This is a genomic window from Pseudoalteromonas sp. SG43-7, assembly GCF_014164295.1.
GTDB lineage: Bacteria > Pseudomonadota > Gammaproteobacteria > Enterobacterales > Alteromonadaceae > Pseudoalteromonas > Pseudoalteromonas rhizosphaerae.
This window is the reverse complement of the sequence record NZ_JACJEY010000051.1, coordinates 1-18,437: the sequence shown is the minus strand read 5'-3', so window position 1 is coordinate 18,437 and position 18,437 is coordinate 1. Positions and strand designations below refer to the sequence as shown.

General features: G+C 41.8%; 15 protein-coding genes. 8 read left to right on the top strand and 7 right to left on the bottom strand.

Going from position 1 to position 18,437, the window contains the following annotated elements; genetic code table 11:
* The first annotated feature begins 3 nt into the window (after window positions 1-3).
* From H5200_RS18415 to H5200_RS18405, 3 genes are all read left to right on the top strand, one after another.
* On the top strand, window positions 4-882 hold the full coding sequence (locus tag H5200_RS18415) for a putative metalloprotease CJM1_0395 family protein (protein WP_182762152.1): 879 nt from the start codon (window positions 4-6) through the stop codon (window positions 880-882).
* 160 nt (window positions 883-1,042) lie between these two features.
* Window positions 1,043-1,771, top strand: a complete 729-nt coding sequence (locus tag H5200_RS18410; protein WP_182719094.1) for a hypothetical protein — start codon at window positions 1,043-1,045, stop codon at window positions 1,769-1,771.
* Window positions 1,772-1,839: 68 nt separating this feature from the next.
* Window positions 1,840-2,625 (top strand): outer membrane beta-barrel protein, encoded by a 786-nt coding sequence (locus H5200_RS18405; protein ID WP_182719095.1) that lies wholly within the window; start codon window positions 1,840-1,842, stop codon window positions 2,623-2,625.
* Window positions 2,626-2,689: 64 nt separating this feature from the next.
* Here the strand turns inward: H5200_RS18405 and H5200_RS18400 are convergent, their stop codons facing one another.
* The 4 genes from H5200_RS18400 to greB form a co-directional block, all read right to left on the bottom strand.
* Window positions 2,690-5,023, bottom strand: coding sequence for a Tex family protein (locus H5200_RS18400; protein ID WP_145242535.1), 2,334 nt, complete (start codon window positions 5,021-5,023; stop codon window positions 2,690-2,692).
* Between the two features lie 163 nt (window positions 5,024-5,186).
* A complete protein-coding gene (locus tag H5200_RS18395) occupies window positions 5,187-5,768 on the bottom strand; it encodes a CBS domain-containing protein (protein ID WP_182762150.1) in 582 nt (193 codons plus the stop codon).
* Window positions 5,769-5,818: 50 nt separating this feature from the next.
* On the bottom strand, window positions 5,819-6,127 hold the full coding sequence (locus H5200_RS18390; RefSeq protein WP_145242531.1) for a hypothetical protein: 309 nt from the start codon (window positions 6,125-6,127) through the stop codon (window positions 5,819-5,821).
* A 144-nt stretch (window positions 6,128-6,271) separates the two neighbouring features.
* Window positions 6,272-6,751 carry a transcription elongation factor GreB gene (gene greB / locus H5200_RS18385; RefSeq protein ID WP_182719096.1) on the bottom strand — a complete coding sequence of 160 codons (480 nt, stop codon included), beginning with the start codon at window positions 6,749-6,751 and terminating at the stop codon, window positions 6,272-6,274.
* 196 nt (window positions 6,752-6,947) lie between these two features.
* Between greB and ompR the strand changes: the two genes are divergently transcribed.
* Both ompR and envZ read left to right on the top strand, forming a co-directional pair.
* Window positions 6,948-7,667 carry a two-component system response regulator OmpR gene (gene ompR, locus H5200_RS18380; RefSeq protein ID WP_145242004.1) on the top strand — a complete coding sequence of 240 codons (720 nt, stop codon included), beginning with the start codon at window positions 6,948-6,950 and terminating at the stop codon, window positions 7,665-7,667.
* A 5-nt stretch (window positions 7,668-7,672) separates the two neighbouring features.
* Window positions 7,673-8,977: a two-component system sensor histidine kinase EnvZ gene (envZ, locus tag H5200_RS18375; RefSeq protein ID WP_182762148.1), complete on the top strand. Its 1,305-nt coding sequence runs from the start codon at window positions 7,673-7,675 to the stop codon at window positions 8,975-8,977.
* Here envZ and H5200_RS18370 read toward each other — a convergent pair.
* The 3 genes from H5200_RS18370 to H5200_RS18360 form a co-directional block, all read right to left on the bottom strand.
* Window positions 8,964-10,139 (bottom strand): tryptophan 7-halogenase, encoded by a 1,176-nt coding sequence (locus H5200_RS18370; RefSeq protein ID WP_182762146.1) that lies wholly within the window; start codon window positions 10,137-10,139, stop codon window positions 8,964-8,966. The genes envZ and H5200_RS18370 overlap by 14 nt on opposite strands.
* 4 nt (window positions 10,140-10,143) lie before the next feature.
* Window positions 10,144-13,152, bottom strand: coding sequence for a LodA/GoxA family CTQ-dependent oxidase (locus H5200_RS18365; RefSeq protein WP_182762144.1), 3,009 nt, complete (start codon window positions 13,150-13,152; stop codon window positions 10,144-10,146).
* A gap of 505 nt (window positions 13,153-13,657) precedes the next feature.
* Complete coding sequence (locus H5200_RS18360; protein ID WP_182762142.1) at window positions 13,658-15,700, bottom strand: glycoside hydrolase family 97 protein; 2,043 nt, start codon at window positions 15,698-15,700, stop codon at window positions 13,658-13,660.
* Between the two features lie 210 nt (window positions 15,701-15,910).
* Between H5200_RS18360 and H5200_RS18355 the strand changes: the two genes are divergently transcribed.
* From H5200_RS18355 to H5200_RS18345, 3 genes are all read left to right on the top strand, one after another.
* Window positions 15,911-16,540, top strand: a complete 630-nt coding sequence (locus H5200_RS18355) for a methylamine utilization protein (protein ID WP_182719100.1) — start codon at window positions 15,911-15,913, stop codon at window positions 16,538-16,540.
* Entirely contained in the window at window positions 16,533-17,756 is a 1,224-nt protein-coding gene (locus tag H5200_RS18350) for a hypothetical protein (protein WP_182762161.1), read from the top strand. Before H5200_RS18355 ends, H5200_RS18350 begins: the two co-directional genes overlap by 8 nt.
* 67 nt (window positions 17,757-17,823) lie before the next feature.
* Window positions 17,824-18,318 (top strand): hypothetical protein, encoded by a 495-nt coding sequence (locus tag H5200_RS18345; RefSeq protein ID WP_182762140.1) that lies wholly within the window; start codon window positions 17,824-17,826, stop codon window positions 18,316-18,318.
* The last annotated feature ends 119 nt before the right edge of the window (window positions 18,319-18,437 follow it).

The window sequence follows — 18,437 nt, the reverse complement described above, 5'->3', positions numbered from 1 at the left end:
GCCATGAACATTGTCACGCCATTTCCAAATATTAATATAAACACCGCAAATGTTTATACGGAAACCGCTCGGCGTGACAACCAACTTCGGGAAGTTATCCCGCCACCTGCAGCTACAAAACCGACTAATGCTGAAAACAAAGCGCTCGGTGATAATGAAAAAACTAAACAACCCGGTACAACTGATACCGGCACTTATGATGCCAAGGGTAAACTTGCCGACGAAAAAGTAATTCAAGAGCGTCAGCAGGGAGGTGCAGAGCAAAACCCAGAGCAAAATGAACAGCAACAACAAGATACAGAGAAAGAAGCAAAGCAAAAAGAGCAAGTAGCTCAGCAAGAGCAACAAGACGCTGAGCAAATTAAAGAGTTAAAAGCGCGTGATATTGAAGTACGTATTCATGAGCAAGCTCACTCATCAGTTGGTGGTCAACACGCAGGTTCGCCAAGTTATGAGTACCAACGCGGACCTGATGGTACCAATTACGCTGTTGGCGGCGAAGTACAAATTGACGTTGCTGAAATAGCAGGTGACCCGCGAGCTACAATAGAGAAAATGCAAACGGTACGTGCTGCAGCTTTAGCGCCGGCAGAGCCTTCTGGTGCTGATCGTTCGATTGCTGCTGATGCCACTCAAAAGCTCGCTGCAGCGCAAGCAGAGCTTAGTAATATAGACAGTGATGATGAAAGCAGTACGCAATCAGTATCGTTCAAAGTAGATAACGAATTAACAAAGGATGAGAAAGTTGCAGCTACTGCTGAATCAGAAACCGCAACGGCTAAGCGCGATATTGAAGTTGAGCAGCGTGCAGGTCGCATTGCGCAGTTTTATCAAGCCGCCACCTCGCCTTATGGACAGTCTGGCTTTTCTGCAACCATATAGTTGCTCCCTCGTAATATGTGTTTCCTCAATTTAAATCCAAATAAATCATTTTTTAAGTGTGGTTATTCACATTTATTTACCTAAAGATGTATGCACTTAATTGTGAAACATTACTGTAACTGCTATTTTCCCTACGATTTTTAGTATGGAAGACAATTAAATGAAATATGCAGTAATCGCAGGTGCTTTATCACTTTTTTCAATAACAGCGGTGGCGAATGAAACGGCTGGCTTAAGTTATGACTATGTCGAAGTTGGCTATGCAAAAATGGACGTAGATGGCTTGGATGAACTTAGCTTTGATGGCTATGCAGTTAAGCTTAGCAAGCAAGTAAGTAGTAATTGGTATCTAACCGGTTTATATGCAAGCACATCAGATGATCTGTCAAATAGTGTCTCTGAGGATTATCGTGATATCTTTCAAAACGGTGAGTATGTCGGAACGTCACAGTTATACACTGAAGGAAAGCTAGACGCTGAATTTACTAGATTAGAGCTCAGTGCGGGTTATATTCAACGTTTATCTGCAGTTACCAATTTAGATTACAGTATCAATCTAGGTAGACTGAAGTACAGCACTGACTTCATAAACCTCGTCGAAGAAAGGTTTAATGGCCAAGTATTCTCATCGTCAGAATCAGGTTACTCGGACTCAGATAGTGCTGATATCCTCTCTGCTAATGTGCAAGTTAGGCATTTAGTCACGGATAAATTTGAAGTCAACGCGGGACTTGGCTACGAGCGTTTACATGATGAAGAAAGTGACAATAACGTTGTTTTAAAAGCGGGTTTTAATTATACCTTGACTGAAAAAGCAATTTTAGGTGCTTCATACCGTTACGTTGATGAGTACGCAGACATTGCAGTGACGTTACGCTTTTACTTTTAATCTTGAAATAAAAAATTAAAATCGCCGCAAATAGATTTTGTGGCGATTTTAGTATGGAAGACAATTAAATGAAATATGCAGTATTAGCTGGGGCTTTATCACTTTTCTCAATCACCGCCGCAGCAAACCAAGCATCACTTTTAAGCTACGATTATGTTGAAGTTGGCTATACAAAAACTGACATTAAAAGCAATGATAAAACGGACCCTGACAGCCCAATGTATTCTGGCTACGATGGGTACGTTATTAATCTTAGCAAAAAAATTTTTGAAAGTTGGTTCGTGACAGGCTCGTATTCTCAAAGTCGTGTTGACTATTCTAGCACTACTACATTTACATCATTTGCTCCTCTACCAGATGGCACTTATACATCTAATATGACAGATTCTTACTATGAAACAACGGATATGAGTTTAACTCGTTATAATGTTGGCTTTGGATACATTCAACATTTTTCAAGAGAAACTTCTGTTGACTATGCCCTGAAGTATGGGAAAAGTAAGGTTAAGACTGAGGAAACATTTGTACATAGACTTGAATCTGATGGTAATGTTTTTGATGTTTCAAAAACATACTATGAAGGTTCAGAAACAGCTGACTCCTTTGAAGTAACTGCACAAATTCGACATTTATTGAGCGAACAATTTGAAGTAAATGCAGGCGTTGGTTATGAACGTTTACATGGCGTAGGTGCTGGTTATGTACGTTTACATGATGCTGAAAGTGAAAATAACCTCCTGTTAAAAGCGGGTATAAATTACGCAGTCACTGAAAAAATAACGTTTGCTGCTTCCTACAGTTACACCGATGAATACGCTGACATCGCAGCAGCAGCATTTCGTTATTATTTTTAAATCGGATTTAAATAGCAGAATTGCAAACGCCACAAACTGAGTTTGTGGCGTTTTTGCTTAAGCGTTATTTTTTCACTTTTGCATTTGCGAAGGCGTCTGCAAATGCATTACCCATCATTGCATTACCGGTATCGCGTGTTGGTTTTGCAGCGCGAGGTTGCTGAGCATTGTTACGATTATTGGCTTGCGGCTTTTGACTGACTGATGGAGCAGGTTTATTGCTGGTATCAATGTCATCGTCTAAACGCATGGTAAAACTAATACGTTTACGGGCAGCGTCAACTTCCACTACTTTTACTTTTACAATATCACCTGCTTTAACTACTTCACGCGGATCAGAGATAAACTTATTAGTGATCGCTGAAATATGTACTAAACCATCTTGGTGCACACCCACATCAACAAAAGCACCAAAGTTAGCTACGTTTGAAACCACGCCTTCTAAAATCATCCCTGGCTTTAAGTCACTGATTTTTTCAACACCTGCTTTAAACTCTGCTGTTTTAAAATCAGGACGAGGGTCGCGTCCAGGTTTATCAAGTTCACTGATGATGTCGGTAACCGTTGGTAAGCCAAATTTATCATCAATGTAGTCATTGGCAACTAACTTATTCAGCAGCTCTGAGTTACCAATTAGGTTATTTACATCGAGACTATTTTGTTCACAAATGCGTTTAACGATAGGGTAAGCTTCCGGGTGAACTGATGATTTATCAAGTGGGTCGCTGCCATTACTAATTTTTAAGAAACCGGCGGCTTGTTCAAATGCTTTTGGCCCTAAACGCTCTACTTTCTTTAGCTCTGAGCGTTTAGTGAATGAACCGTTAGCATCGCGATAATTAACAATATTTTGCGCTAAGGTTTTATTTAACCCTGAAACACGCGCAAGCAATGGCACTGAGGCCATATTTAAATCTACACCTACCGAGTTCACACAATCTTCAACAACAGAAGTCAGAGTTTGCCCTAGTTGGCTTTGTGATACATCGTGCTGATATTGACCTACACCAATTGACTTAGGCTCCACTTTCACAAGTTCAGCCAGTGGATCTTGTAAGCGACGCGCAATTGAAACCGCACCACGTAACGACACATCTAAATCAGGAAACTCATTAGCAGCAAATTCTGATGCTGAATACACCGATGCGCCAGCTTCACTGACCATAATTTTATTGAGTTTTAGCTCGCTATTTGCTTTGATTAATTCAGCAACCAGTTTGTCTGATTCGCGTGAAGCGGTGCCGTTACCAATAGCGATTAGTTCGACTTTATGTTGGCGGCATAACTGCTCTAGCGTTCGTACTGATTTATCCCAATGGTTTTGTGGTGCATGTGGGAAGATAGTTTGTGTGGCTAATAACTTACCAGTGCTATCAACAACGGCAATTTTACAGCCAGTGCGCAGACCAGGATCTAGGCCCAATGTTATGCGAGGCCCAGCAGGGGCAGCCATAAGTAAGTCTTTTAAGTTTTTAGCGAACACATCGATAGCGCCTGTTTCGGCTTTTTCACGCATGGCTGCTAAAAATTCGTTTTCTAAATGTAAGCCTAGCTTAATTTTCCAGGCCCACTGCACGACAGTGAGTAACCACGGGCTGGCTACTTGGTTGTTAATATCAAGGCGGTAATGATCGGCAATCATCACGGCACACATATGGGCCGGGTTTTCTGAACTTGGCTCAGGGTTGATTGTTAACTGTAGAATACCCTCGTTGCGCGCGCGCAACATAGCTAAAGCGCGGTGCGAAGGCACTTTTTTAAGCGCTTCTTGATGCTCAAAATAATCTCGGTATTTAGCGCCAGCTTGTTCTTGGCCTTTGATTAAGCTTGCTTCGATTTGGCCGTGCTGACTGATGTGACTACGAAATTTGGCGAGCAGTTTGGCATCTTCAGCAAAGCGTTCCATTAAAATAAATTTAGCGCCATCCAGAACTGCTTTTTCATCAGCAAAGCCGGCTTCTGCATTTAGGTAGCCAGCGGCTTGTTGCTCAGGATCTAAAGAAGCATCATTAAATAAAGCATTCGCTAACGGCTCAAGACCAGCTTCAATAGCAATTTGCCCCTTAGTGCGGCGCTTAGCTTTGTAAGGTAAATATAAATCTTCAAGTTCAGTCTTGCTATCCGCATTATTAATATCGGCAGCTAAGCTGGTAGTGAGTTTATCTTGCGCTTTAATCGTCGAAAGAATGAAGGCTCTACGTTCTTCCAGCTCTCTTAAATACGATAAACGCTGCTCTAACAATCGTAATTGGGTATCGTCTAAACCACCCGTTACTTCTTTACGATAGCGGGCAATAAAAGGCACTGTTGAACCTTCATCGAGTAATTTTGTAGCAGCTATAACTTGTTGCTCTTGAGCATTCAGCTCAGTGGCTAAACGTGCAGAGATATTGCTCATGCAAAAACCTTATTAAACAATTTGAAGACCAGAACGATAGTTTTGGCGTAATTAATTGCTTGAATAATATCACAGCAGGGCTTAATAAAAAGGCCTTAAAGTATGCTATTTATATACTTTAAGGCCTTTTAAAGAGGTGGTTCAATTAAACATGTATCAGTGCTTAATGAGGGTGTTCAATATGTTGCATTACTTCACTAAAACTGTGCGCGATAGGGGTGATATGTAACGGAATTTGTAATGTTTTAGCAATTTCTCGAGCTGAAATTAAACCACAAATTTCATTATGCACGGTAGTAACCAGTAAAAACATAATACCGTTTTGTTCCATTGTTTGTAGTGCATCACCAATACAAGCATAGCTTAAGCTTTGCATACTTACGCCAGTTAAGTGGCTAAGTGGTGTCATTACATGAAGTAAGTTAACTTCGTCGCGAGGTACATTTAAGCGCTGTGCTAAAATCATAATTTTTGAGCTTTGTAGATCCGCACTAGATGCTATACCAAGTAATTTTTCTTTGTCATCTACTACTAAAATAAAGTCTGTATGTTGGCTAGTGATCTGTTTTAATGCATCAACAATGCTGGTTTCAAAATGAGCACGTAGCGGGTCTTTTTGAGTAAAATTATTGACCATTTTCAAAGCCGGAGACGTTAAATCAATTAACGGCTGAGTGTCACGGTAAGTGTGAGATAAAACGCCTTTAGAAATGTCTTGAGTACGAAGTTCTTTAAAGTTAGCCATAGTAATCACCAATTATGTTATTAAATTTAATCAAGTTTTTAAGCGATAAATTAAATAAAATAAGCCGGTGGTCCACGCTGATACGCATAGCTAAAAGGTTGTACGAAAGTGGTACTCACATAAAGTGATAAAATGTTTTCAGGGAGTGGTTGAAGCACCCTGATAGAGATCCCGTCAACGTGTGTGTCTAAGTCAACGTCAAGATTAGCTTGGTCAGGAATGTCACAAGCAACATAGTTTGCGGTTGGGGATAAATGGTCGTGGTCGTCAAAACCTTGAGCAATTACAGTCAAACTCACACTCATTAAGAGTGTAAATAACACGGCATTACTTACTATGCGATGTATTACGTTTGACATAACTACTACCTTCTAATATTCAACTCAAGCGCGAAATGCTTTACTTGAGTACTTTTATTTATAGTCTACAAATTCACTTTAGACAATCAATAATTAACCTTATCTGAATAATGAGAAGCGAGGATCTATCGTTTTACTGAGGATTTATGAAGCCCCAGAGTAACTGATACTGTTAACGTACCACTCTTTTTTGCCCTGCGGAGTTGTAACATAAAACTCATCATCCACTTGTTTTTTCAATAATGCGCGCGCCATCGGCGAATCAATCGAGATATAATCTTTGCGGTCATAAATCTCATCAGGGCCAACAATGCGAAACTTCAGCACTTCACCTTGTTCATTTTCTATTTCGACCCATGCACCAAAAAACACTTTACCAGCTTGCTGCGGCGAGTAATCAATTATTTTTAGATCTGGCATGCGTTTGCGTAAATACCGCACGCGACGATCTATTTGTCTTAACAAACGTTTATTGTACTGGTAATCAGCATTTTCTGAACGGTCACCAAGGCTAGCAGCCCAGCTCACTATTTTGGTGACTTCAGGGCGTTTAACATTCCATAAGTGGTCGTGTTCTTGTTGCAGCTGTAAATACCCTTCGCGGGTGATTAAATTAGTTTTCACGTTTAAATTATTACCTTGAGAAACACCTAGGCAAGGTATAAAAATCTTGTTGGCTTGTCGAGCTGATTTTTGTTCTCGCCAGCATTTTTGTGGGCTTGAAATGTTCAGTAACAATCTAGTGACCTAATTAGTTTTTTATTATCATGTTTTTCATTTATATTAATCATAACAGTACAGAAAAATAAGAATGAAAGTGATGGGACATGAAACCACAAAAGTATTAGTCGTTGATGATGATATGCGCTTACGCAGCTTGTTAGAGCGCTACTTGGTAGAACAAGGATTTATTGTGCGTACAGCTGCTAATTCAGAACAAATGGATCGGCTGTTAGAGCGTGAAAACTTTCACTTGATGGTACTTGATTTAATGTTACCCGGTGAAGATGGCTTATCTATCTGTCAGCGGTTACGCCAAAAAGAAAATGAAATTCCAATTGTCATGTTAACTGCCAAAGGTGATGAGGTTGATCGTATTATCGGTTTAGAGCTTGGTGCTGATGATTACATCCCGAAACCATTTAACCCTCGTGAATTATTAGCGCGTATTAAAGCCATTTTGCGTCGTCGTTCAAAAGAAGTGCCAGGTGCACCGTCAGCAGAAGAAAATCATATTTCGTTTGGTGAGTTTTCGCTTAATTTAGCCACCCGTGAAATGAGCCAAGGCGACAAAACCATGTCGTTGACCAGTGGTGAGTTTGCGGTATTGAAAGCGCTTGTTACACATCCACGAGAGCCGCTTAGTCGTGATAAGTTAATGAACTTAGCGCGTGGTCGAGATTACAGTGCATTAGAGCGTAGTATCGATGTACAAGTCTCACGTTTGCGTCGCATGATCGAAGTCGATGCCGCTAATCCACGTTATATTCAAACTGTATGGGGCTTAGGTTACGTATTTGTTCCAGATGGTGAAAAATAGCCATAATGAGTATGTTTCCCAAAAGTGCATTTGGACAAACGGTGTTTTTAGTTGCGGCACTATTGTTGATCAACCAAGTAGTGTCTTACATCACGGTTAGCCTTTACGTAGTTAAGCCTACTATTGAGCAAGTTAACCTTATTCTCGCAAAACAAATCAAAACTGTGTTTATAGACTGGGAAGATGGCGTTGAAATAAGTGATGAGGTGTCTGAAAAGTTTTTTGAAATAACCGGTATCGAAGTTATGACCCAGCGCCAAGCGATGAGCGAAGGTTTGGCGCAAACTCGTGAATATTCGATGTTGTCGCGTAGTATGTCTGAGCAACTGCATGGTTCAGCCCGAGTGCGTATTAGCCAAACAGATCCGCTTGTTTATTGGGTAGAAGCGCCGCAAGCACCGGGTTACTGGGTTAAAGTACCGCTAACTGGTTTTAAAGAAAATAATCTCGAATTTCTAACCTTTTATTTATCTAGTATCGGCTTTTTAAGTGTACTCGGTGGTTGGCTGTTCGCACGTCATTTGAATCGACCTTTAAAAGCGCTACAACAAGCGGCGGTAAAAGTAGGGGTTGGAGATTTTTCTACAAAATTAGAGGAACACGGCTCAACTGAAGTCATCGAAGTAACCCGCGCATTTAATCAAATGTCACGTGGTATAGCAGCGCTTGAGAACGACCGCCGTCTACTTATGGCTGGGGTGTCTCATGATTTACGTACGCCGCTGACGCGCATTCGCCTTGCTACCGAAATGATGTCGGATGAAGAAGATTATCTGCGTGAAGGGATCATCTACGATATTGAAGACATGAATGCCATTATTGATCAGTTTATTGAGTATTTGCGTCATCACAAACGTGAGGAGTTAGCGCTTGAAGATCTCAACGCGATAGTGTCAGAAGTGGTGCATTCAGAACAAAAACATCAACGCACTATCACTTTTAGCGAAAATCCTAGTATTAGTAGCATTCCTTTAAGTATGGTGGCAATCAAGCGAGTTATTACCAACATGATTGAAAATGCGATTCGTTATTCGGATGGTGATATTGATGTTGAAACTGCGCTAAGTCGTGATAAAAAATACGCTATGGTGATTGTAAAAGATCATGGCCCAGGTATTCCTGAAAGTGAACTTGAAACGGTATTTGAACCTTTTAAACAAGGCGATGCTGCGCGAGGCAGTGAAGGTAGTGGGTTAGGGCTTGCGATCATTAAGCGCATAGTTGATATGCATGGTGGTAAAGTAAAACTGGTTAATCGCCCTGAAGGCGGTTTAAATGCTGAGGTTTATTTACCAGTCAAAGTGAGTTAGCCGTATATACTTTTATACTACTCGGCTGCTGTCTGCGCTGCCAAAAAGGACTGTTTGACCAGCGTTGCTCTTGAGCGTAAAAATAGCGTTTGTGATCTAAATAACGATGCCAAATCTGTTCTATTTGTTGCTGGTATAGTTTTTTAAATTGTAGCTGGCTATCGTGTTCTATTTTATTGACTATCTCGAGTTTTTTCATCAGATCGGCAAGTTGCATGGCACTTGCCATCGCATTAAAAATTCCTTGTGATGAGATTGGGTCAAAGCTCAGTGCTGCATCACCTAAAGCGGCCCATTGTTGGCCTGCAAAACACTCTAAGCGAGTGGAGTTCGCGCTGACGATACCGTGCAGTGTTATTGGCTGTTGGCATACATCGAGAATCTTCGCTTGATTGGCATAACATTGCGCATGTTGAGTAAATAACTTTGTATCACGTTGTAAGCCTTTGGTCAGTAAATCCGGATCCGTTTGAAATGCTAAAACACGACGTTGGTTTGGTAATGGTGCACTGTACCACCAGCCGTTTTGCGTGGCACAAATGCTGCCTAGTTGATTTTCAATAGTATTAGCCACGGTTGCCCAGCAAGATATTAGACGGTCATGTTGTTTGCGAGCGGTGTATTTTTTTGCAAAATGAGCCTCTCGGCCAGTGGCATCAATTACGAATTGACTCGCAATGTTGATTGTTTGCTCTTGTTGTAACTGTGTTAGTGTTATTTGCCAGCGTTGCCCTTGGTATTCGCTGTGTGCTAATTTGGCAGGCCAAATACAGCGGACACCCCGTTGCAGCGCTTTTTCGCGTAAAAAGCTCTCAAATACTTGACGATCCAAGCGCCAACCCAAACCATCCGGGTTACTGAGATTATCAGTAACATAGGGTGTTGATTGGCCCCAACTTATTTGCAATCCTGCATTGTGCAAATGCTGTGGGGTAAGTACGTTGGCCATCAGTTGGTTTTCAAATTCAGTTAACAAATCTAACTGTTGTAAAATACGCCGTGCGGCAGGTGCTAAGCATTCACCAATTCGCTCTTCGGGCATCTCAGACTTATCAATCAAAGTAACTTGATATGAATCACATAAAGCAAGTGCGGCGATACAACCAGCCACACCTGCACCAATGATCACAACATCCGTTTGTAATTCGGTCTCTTGCAGCATTGCTTTAGCGTCCTTTGTTGCGATGAAAACGGCTCGCTTTTTCGGTAACACCTAAGTTGGTTTGACTACGATGTGAAGCATGTTCAGCCGAGAGAGTCGCTTTTGTATGCTGTATCGCTTTACTCGCTAAGTTAACTTGTGCCTCATCTTGTGGATTGTTGGGCAATATACCAACCTGCATTGCGCTAGGAAATTGTGCATCGCCTATTACGCCGATATGCGGTTGTACAATCGCAAGTTCAGCAAAGTTGTCTATCATACTATTGATTTGGTTTGTATATGTGGCAGGATTACCGTGCAGAGGTAAATCATCAAGCCAATCAGTACGATAAGCAAAAGCCTGTTGACGAGTACTGTCAGGTAATGAGGTATCAAGCACTTGTTGATAGCGGAACTGATTCATTATTTGATTTGGCACTCGAGCAGGCCAAAATGTCGGTAAAAATGGATCGTACTCAGAGCTGTAGCCATCTCTACAGCTCGCGGTATCAGTTTGCCAAGGAATAGCCATCCAGCGTGTTATCCCGCCTGCTACTTGACCACCAAATAAAGGTCCTTGCGCGAGAGTATAAACGTCGCTATTCATCACAGGACCATAATAGTAACGGTCGCTTTGTAAGTCCGCTTGGGCGTGTTTGAGTCGAAATGCCGACATATACATGCCTGCAGTTCGCATTGGCCAAGTCATTTCACAGCCCGGGTGAAACGCATCAGCAAGGCAAAACTCCATCGCGCCGCGAGTAAGTAGTTCTGGCTGCTCAGCAATTGGATAATCATCTAACGCGGTTACATTTGCATGTGCCGGACAAGCTGATTGAGGGGTGTAATCATTAATAAAATCACCTTTCACCCATTGGTCTAAAAAGCTCAACTGCAAATTTGATAGCGTTGCATGCTGGCGCACTGAGCCCGTGGGAGGAATGCTAATCGCGTCGCCATACAGCCAAGGCCATAGTTGTGGAGCTTGCGCACCGGGAACATCAAAACGACGAAAGTTATTAGACAGTGTACGGCGTAATTCCTGATAGGCAGGAGAGGGATCGCTAAGCTTTTCTAGCCATTCATTGGTGGTGTAATTAAACTGACCCCCCCAGCCAAATGCGCCAGCAAATCCGTCATTAACCCATTGTAAATCCGTCATTCGGGCAAATATGGGTTGAATGTCGTTACTAAAGGAAGGTCGCTGTGGTCTTGCCAGCATACCAGCATCTACAGCAACGTCGCGCATTAAATCCCACATGGTGCGTACTGATTTTTGCATCGGTGCATAATCCGGTGGCGCGCAAATAACCCAAGCGGGTTCTACTCTTAGCGATACCCCCTGATATACAACCTCTGCTGTAATTGGGCCATCTGAGGTGTCATCATACCAGCCTTCATTATTTGCAAAGGTAATGGCTATATCGCCGTTTACGTTGCGTGACACGCCATGACCACCGAGCATGAGTAAGCGACCGTATTGATCACTGCGCATTTCGCCTAAGTACACATCCTGATCCATAAATTGGCCAATAAACTCATGCTTAGATTTTACGTTTTTGCCGCTTATACTGTGTTTACCCCCTTTGATTAACAGCTTGCTACGATCGGCTACATTGTTATTACGCAGTAACGATGGCGGCGCATCTGCGGCTTCTGGAATATCTAAAGCAATTTGAAATTCGTACCAGCAGGCTTTTTGATTTGCTAATTCAGCATGCCAAGTAATGTCTGCATTATCGAGGGTTAGTTCTTTTATCGCTTTACCAGCGGCATTAAAACCGTAAATTCTAAACTCAGCTGCTTGGCGCTTTAATGCACCTGTTTTATCTCGGTAACTGTATTCATCAGTATGAGCTATGGGCTGCGGTTGTTGCGGGCCAATAAAGTAGCCTTTTTTACTATTACCCACGCGCATTACACCAATAGGCGGATAAATACCGGCATAAACAATACACTCAGAGTCAGTATCTTGATCTTGCTGTGGCTTAAATTCACTTAACTGTTTAGGCTCTTGTAGCTGCTGACCGTTGGCTGTATGTCGGGCATGAGCACTGGCCGCATAGGCTGACTTTCGAGCCAATGCAATGCTACCTAGAGGCTCATGGGCGGCTAAAGTACGCCAAATATTAAACGCTAAGTTATTACCAAGCTCAGCTTGACCAATCGCGGTAATATTTTGTTGTGCTAAATGCAGCCGCGCAATACATACGTATGGGCTTTCTTCACAGCTCCACACGGCTTGTGCATCATCAAGTGGCATTGTTTTTGGGTTTGTTCTTAATTGTACTTCAAAGCGAAATGTTGCACTGCCTTGACGTAAACGTCGCTGCAAATCTAAAGCGAGGTAATTATTATCGACACTTGGTGCGCCAAGTTCACTGCCTTCAGGCACTAAGCGATATTTTACAATCTGTTGTTCGCCTAATTTGAACGGTAATATTGCCCAATAATTAGCGCTTAAACAGCTTGCTTCAACTTTTTGCATAGCCTGTAAAATATTGGCTGTTTGTATGTGTTTTGGATTATTTAAATAGGCATCATAGTTTTTATCGATCACGCCTGCAGTGGTGAATTGGCACATCTGTTGCGCATTTTTGGTGAAAAATCGATCCATGTTTTGAAAAATAAAATCTGCGGTATCACCTTCGCCAATCAGCTTTGGCCCATCTACTCCAAAGAGCTTCACTGCCAATCCTAATGTGCTGTGTAAATCTGGTGATGATGCTAACGTATCACTTGAAAAGCGCACTGCACATTCGTATTCTTTGCCTGCAAAAATGCCAATTTTAAATTGTGGGTCTATATCTGGATTGATAATAAAGTGGCCGTAAGCGATGCCATGTTGTTTTCTAAATACAGCTCGTTGTGCTGGCTGTTGACCTTTGTCTATACGCAGCACTTGACCAAGGCCAACAAACATTTCAGTTAACCGCTGGCAGGCTAATTCAACATCTTTGTCATTTGACCAACACGGCACATTATTAGCAGTTGCTAGCGTTTTAATACTGCGATTTTTGGGTTTCTTAGCCATTATTATATTCCTTATAGTATTGAAGCGGCTCTAGAGGTATTAGCTCTAAAAGTCCTTTTAAGCAAGTTCACTATTATTGAGCTGACTGCACATTTAGTTGTTTATTAGTGCTGCGTAATTTTTCAAAATTATTAAATATATGCCTCACAGCCATGCTTGGTATTCCTACTGTTACTAATTAACTAACTTTTTAATCTGTAAAAGTAGAGCAATAATGGAAATAAAACTATTACACGGTATTTCACGTGCTATTTATAGGATGTGTTAGGTATTTTCAGGGGGTGATACAACAGCGCCATCAATATAAGCATAGTTGCTTTTGGTTGCAGTAATGATGATGCCAACAGTTTAATGAGGTCATGAACTGTAGCATTGAACAATTATTTTAAGGGCTAACTCATACGTTAACATTATGAATTGGAGGTTCTTTATTTGCCGATTGTTTATCAAAAAGAAGACGCGAGAGAAACTCGCGCCTCCTATTTTCACTATCGACTTCGCGCTATTATAAAGCTTTAAATCTAATTGCTGTGCCGCCGCTGGTGGCAAGTTTAAGCGTTAACTTATCAGCAGCTGTGACTATGCGCTTTTCGATTTTTAAATCGTATGGGTTGTTTTTCCACTGCGCATTATTACCATCACGATAAATTTGTGCCTCAAACTTTTTACCTTGCTCTAAGAAGTCGAGTTTTATCTCTATGCTGCGAGCTTGCTCATCGGTTACTGCTCCTAAAAACCAGTCGTTACCAGAGTAGTTATCACGCTTACGCTCTTTGCGAGCAAACACCACGTAATCGCCAACCTCACCCGCTAGTGCGATACTTTGTTGCCAATCTGTTGGTACGTCTTGAATAAATTTAAATGCGTCCGGTTTGGCTAAATAGTTACGCGGAAGATCAGCGGCCATTTGGATTGGACTATACATTACGACATATAACGCGAGTTGTTTCGCAAGTGTGGTTTGTGGACGATTTGTATCACCACCTAATCCATTAAAACTCATATCAAAAATGCCGGGTGTAAAGTCCATTGGCCCAGCTAACATACGGGTAAAGGCGAGCATTGGAATATGCTCTGGTGGATTTGGCGGTGTGCCCCATGCATTAAACTCTTGGCCGCGAGCACCTTCGCGGGCTATCCAGTTCGGATAAGTACGGCGCAGACCTGTGTCTTTTATCGGTTCATGGGTGTTAATACTGATTTTATGTTTTGCAGCCAGTTGCACGCTGTGTAGGTATTCATTAACCATAAATTGGCCATCGTGCCACTCATGGCGAGCAATGCCGTTTTCATCAATGCGTTTGATGTTGCCGCCATCTGCTACGTAACCTGTTTTTACTTGGCTAACGTTAGATTTTTCGTACAGTGCGTAGGCGTCTTCCATCTGGTTGCGGTAGTTGATTACGTTGCCAGACGTTTCGTGGTGGCCAATCAGCTGTACGCCTTTTTCTTTGCCATAGCGAGTTAGCTCTGCAATATCAAAGTCAGGGTAAGGTTTGGTAAAACTAAAAACATCACCATTGAAGAACCAGTCGCCATCCCAGCCAATATTCCAGCCTTCGACGAGTACCCCATCAAAACCGTATTTAGCTGCAAAATCCATGTAGCGCTTGGTTTCTTTGGTGGTCGCACCGTGCTTTTCACCGCTGCCCCAAGTGTTCTCATTGATATGCATGCCCCACCAAATACCGACATATTTACCTGGTTTAACCCACGATACATCACCGAGTTTATTTGGTTCGTTGAGGTTTAAAATAATATCTGAGTTGATCAAATCAACGGCTTTGTCACCAATTTGAATGGTGCGCCACGGAGTATTAAATGCGCCATGTTTTTTAACCGCAACACCATCAGACCAAGGCGTTAAGTCGGCTTGTAAAGTCCCTGGGCGACGTTGATTGAGCACCATCCCTGCATAATCAACTAATGCAGCTTCGTGAATGCTCACATGGACGCCATCAGCGTTTTTAAAGGTAAATGGAGTATGCGCAAGAGCAGCTTGTTGCAGTGGAGTGGTGTTATAAACATATTCATAACGGTTCCAACCACGAGCTGGGATCCACCATGCGGTGGCTTTATCCGCACCACTAATTGCAAATTCGGTTAGCTCCTTAGTGATTTCAATATTTTCAAATCCAGCTTGTTTAGGTACTTCGTAACGAAAACCGACGCCATCATTAAAAGCTCGAAAACGAACCGTGTAAGTGCCGCCTTGTGGCGCTGGCTTTTTAAACGTAACCGCGAGCTCATTATGTTTATCTATAATAGTTTGGCGTTCACCCCAAGGTTGCTGCCATTGGCTGTTATGTTGGGAGTTGTTAACGTCGGTGATTGTAAAACCTTCAGCAAAGGCGGCTTGTTGTTTAAATTCGAAGCCAAGAGCTGAATTTTCAATAACATCTTTGCCGTTAAAGCTGATTTTATAACTTGGTGTAGCTTGCTGATCCGAAATGGTTATTGTTATATTTCCGTTCGGGGATTGAATCGTCGCGTCTTTAGCAAAACAAGCACTTGAAAGTCCAAGCAGAAGTAGCAAAGGTAATCGCATAGCTGTTCCTTGAGGTGTAACCTAATTGAAGCATTTAGCATAAAGCGCAAGGGCCTAGATTACGAGATGACTGCATACGTATTCAGCTCATTAGTTAGCTTAGGTTAAATATTGAAAAATAATTAACGAGATATTTTTAACAGAATATAATTAACAAAAGATTAATCTAATTGGTTTATAATGAATGAAGTTAAATAAGAAGATATTAAAATGTTAAAGCAGACCTTCATTCTTTCATTGTGTTTAATGGTTTTTAATAGTTACGCTGGTATTATCACCATTAATGATCAACAGCAAAAACCGCTCGCTAATGCCGTCGTCTGGTTAACGCCTGCGGATAAAAGTGTTGAATTCCCCGCGCCAACTACACCCTTTATAATGACTCAAAAAGACCGGCAGTTTATTCCCCATGTGTTGGTGGTACCGCAAAATGCTCAAGTTGAGTTTCCAAATGCAGATTCAATCATGCACCACGTGTATTCGTTTTCCAAAGCTAAATCGTTTGAGCTAAAGCTATACCGAGAGCAACCACAGGATCCGATCAGTTTTGAGCAAACGGGCGTAGTTGAATTAGGCTGTAATATTCATGATTGGATGTTGGGGTATATTGTGGTGGTTGATAGTCCGTATTACGCAATGACCAATGATAAAGGACAAATTGAGCTGGCGCTTGAGGCCGGAGATTTTACACTCAATATTTGGCACTCCGAATTTAGTGACATCAGCAAAACTGAAAGCAAAGCCATTGCACTAACTAGTGCGCCGGTTGTTTATCAAATAAAACAGGCGATTATTTCTCGTGTTGCGGTGGGTGTTGATGAATTTGACGACTATGAATAAAGCTTGCTTTTACCTAGGTGTAGTGGGGCTAACATTAACGTGCAATGCTTTTGCACAAGTAAAGGGCTTAGTGCAACTAAGTGCAGTTCAGGGTGATCAATACGTAAGTTGGCAACAAGGTAGCGTAGGGCTATACCGATACGATAGTGACAATGATGGCATTGTGCTTTCTCAGGGAGTCGTTGATTTTAGGACTGATTTAACCACCGCTTGGTCAGCACATGGGGTTATTAATGCTTATCAAGATCCGCAGCCGACTTTAGGTTTTAGCCAAGCATATTTGCAATATAAGCCGCTAACAGCGAGTAACTATAAATGGCATCTGCGGGTAGGTGGTTTTTACCCGTTATTATCATTAGAAAATCCAGATATGGGCTGGCTTTCACCATATAATTACACTAACTCAGCAATAAACTCATGGATAGGTGAAGAGGTACGTACCGTTGGGGTTGAGGCCACTATCAAGCGGCCAGGGCGCAGCTTTAACAGTACCCATAGCTTTGCATTGGTTGGCGCCACATTTAAAGGTAATGATCCTGCAGGCACATTATTAGCTTGGCGTGGCTTTGCAATGCATGACCGCCAAACGACCTTTAATGAAAGTATTGCGTTTGCGCCAATCGCTTCATTTAATACCACCGCACTTCAGTATCAGGCAAATCAGGTCTTGCCCTTTGAGGAGGTTGATGGGCGCTTTGGTTATTATGCAGGAATTCACTGGGATTATTTAAAAAAATCACAATTTCGTTTTTATTATTACGATAATAATGGCGACCCTGCAGCACTAAATAGAAGTACTGGGCAATATGCATGGGATACTCGTTTTAGCAGCGTCGCGTGGCTATATAAATTTACTGCGAATACGCGCTTAATTGCGCAAATGATGTCGGGCACTACCGCTATGGGTGCTAAACGCGGTGTAAATAATAGCTTCTATAGTCACTTTGTATTAGTAAGTCATAAAATGGCCAAGCATCGCATTTCAATGCGTTATGATTATTTTGAGGTAACCGATCATGACGACTGGCAATTTGATCCTAATGCCAGTGAAGGTGAAGGTATAACCGCGACCTGGCGTTATCAATTAACGCCGCAGTGGCAACTAGGGATTGAAGGTTCTGCATTACACAGCCAAGCCGATAATCGCATGGCGATGAATAATCCCAAAAACCTATCACAGCAACAAATTAGCTTAAATGTTCAGTGGCGCTTTTAATGGTAATTCAGATAGTTTGAACTATATTAAGTTGTGGCTGATGTTGTATTTTATGCAAAGGTGAAAAATGAACTTACAGAGTATTCGAATCAAGAGCTCGCTGCCAATTGTGTTACTTGGGATTGCGATAATAGTACTGATAGCAGGCTATACCCACTTAATTAACTTACAAAAAGATGCATTAGAAGCGCAATCTGAGCGATTTCTAAATGCTATTTCAGTCGTAGTTAACAGTGACCGTGATCTCTATCAAGCCAAAGTAGCTGAATTACACTTAGTAACCAATAAGATAGGTAATGCCGAAGAGTTGCAAGATCATCAAGAAAACGCACAGCAAGTGACCGATCGTTTTAATCAATATTTACATTTTTTATCAGCCTACCCGCAAGTAACGGCGCAGTTTACTGGCTTTGATAGTGCCTTTAAAAAATGGTTATCAGCATCAAACGCGTATATCAATGACCCACAAAACAAGCAAAAAAATCAGCAGGCCAATACTGAGTTTGCAGCGCTGCGCGATATTTTAGATAAAGCAGGTGAACAAGCTGAGTTGACGTCCTAAGGGATCCCCAAAAATAATTATTAAGTTTCAATTACATCACTCACATCCATATTTTTCCAATCGATTTGCACTACTACCTGTACGAAATAGGCTAGTCCTTCCAAATAATCTCGCCGTCG

What these genes read in the sequence shown, in the direction of transcription:
- H5200_RS18415 (WP_182762152.1), top strand. Translation starts at nt 4, where the DNA reads ATGAACATTGTCACGCCATTTCCAAATATTAATATAAACACCGCAAAT.
- H5200_RS18410 (WP_182719094.1), top strand. Translation starts at nt 1,043, where the DNA reads ATGAAATATGCAGTAATCGCAGGTGCTTTATCACTTTTTTCAATAACA.
- H5200_RS18405 (WP_182719095.1), top strand. Translation starts at nt 1,840, where the DNA reads ATGAAATATGCAGTATTAGCTGGGGCTTTATCACTTTTCTCAATCACC.
- H5200_RS18400 (WP_145242535.1), bottom strand. Translation starts at nt 5,023, where the DNA reads ATGAGCAATATCTCTGCACGTTTAGCCACTGAGCTGAATGCTCAAGAG.
- H5200_RS18395 (WP_182762150.1), bottom strand. Translation starts at nt 5,768, where the DNA reads ATGGCTAACTTTAAAGAACTTCGTACTCAAGACATTTCTAAAGGCGTT.
- H5200_RS18390 (WP_145242531.1), bottom strand. Translation starts at nt 6,127, where the DNA reads ATGTCAAACGTAATACATCGCATAGTAAGTAATGCCGTGTTATTTACA.
- ompR (WP_145242004.1), top strand. Translation starts at nt 6,948, where the DNA reads ATGGGACATGAAACCACAAAAGTATTAGTCGTTGATGATGATATGCGC.
- envZ (WP_182762148.1), top strand. Translation starts at nt 7,673, where the DNA reads ATGAGTATGTTTCCCAAAAGTGCATTTGGACAAACGGTGTTTTTAGTT.
- H5200_RS18370 (WP_182762146.1), bottom strand. Translation starts at nt 10,139, where the DNA reads ATGCTGCAAGAGACCGAATTACAAACGGATGTTGTGATCATTGGTGCA.
- H5200_RS18365 (WP_182762144.1), bottom strand. Translation starts at nt 13,152, where the DNA reads ATGGCTAAGAAACCCAAAAATCGCAGTATTAAAACGCTAGCAACTGCT.
- H5200_RS18360 (WP_182762142.1), bottom strand. Translation starts at nt 15,700, where the DNA reads ATGCGATTACCTTTGCTACTTCTGCTTGGACTTTCAAGTGCTTGTTTT.
- H5200_RS18355 (WP_182719100.1), top strand. Translation starts at nt 15,911, where the DNA reads ATGTTAAAGCAGACCTTCATTCTTTCATTGTGTTTAATGGTTTTTAAT.
- H5200_RS18350 (WP_182762161.1), top strand. Translation starts at nt 16,533, where the DNA reads ATGAATAAAGCTTGCTTTTACCTAGGTGTAGTGGGGCTAACATTAACG.
- H5200_RS18345 (WP_182762140.1), top strand. Translation starts at nt 17,824, where the DNA reads ATGAACTTACAGAGTATTCGAATCAAGAGCTCGCTGCCAATTGTGTTA.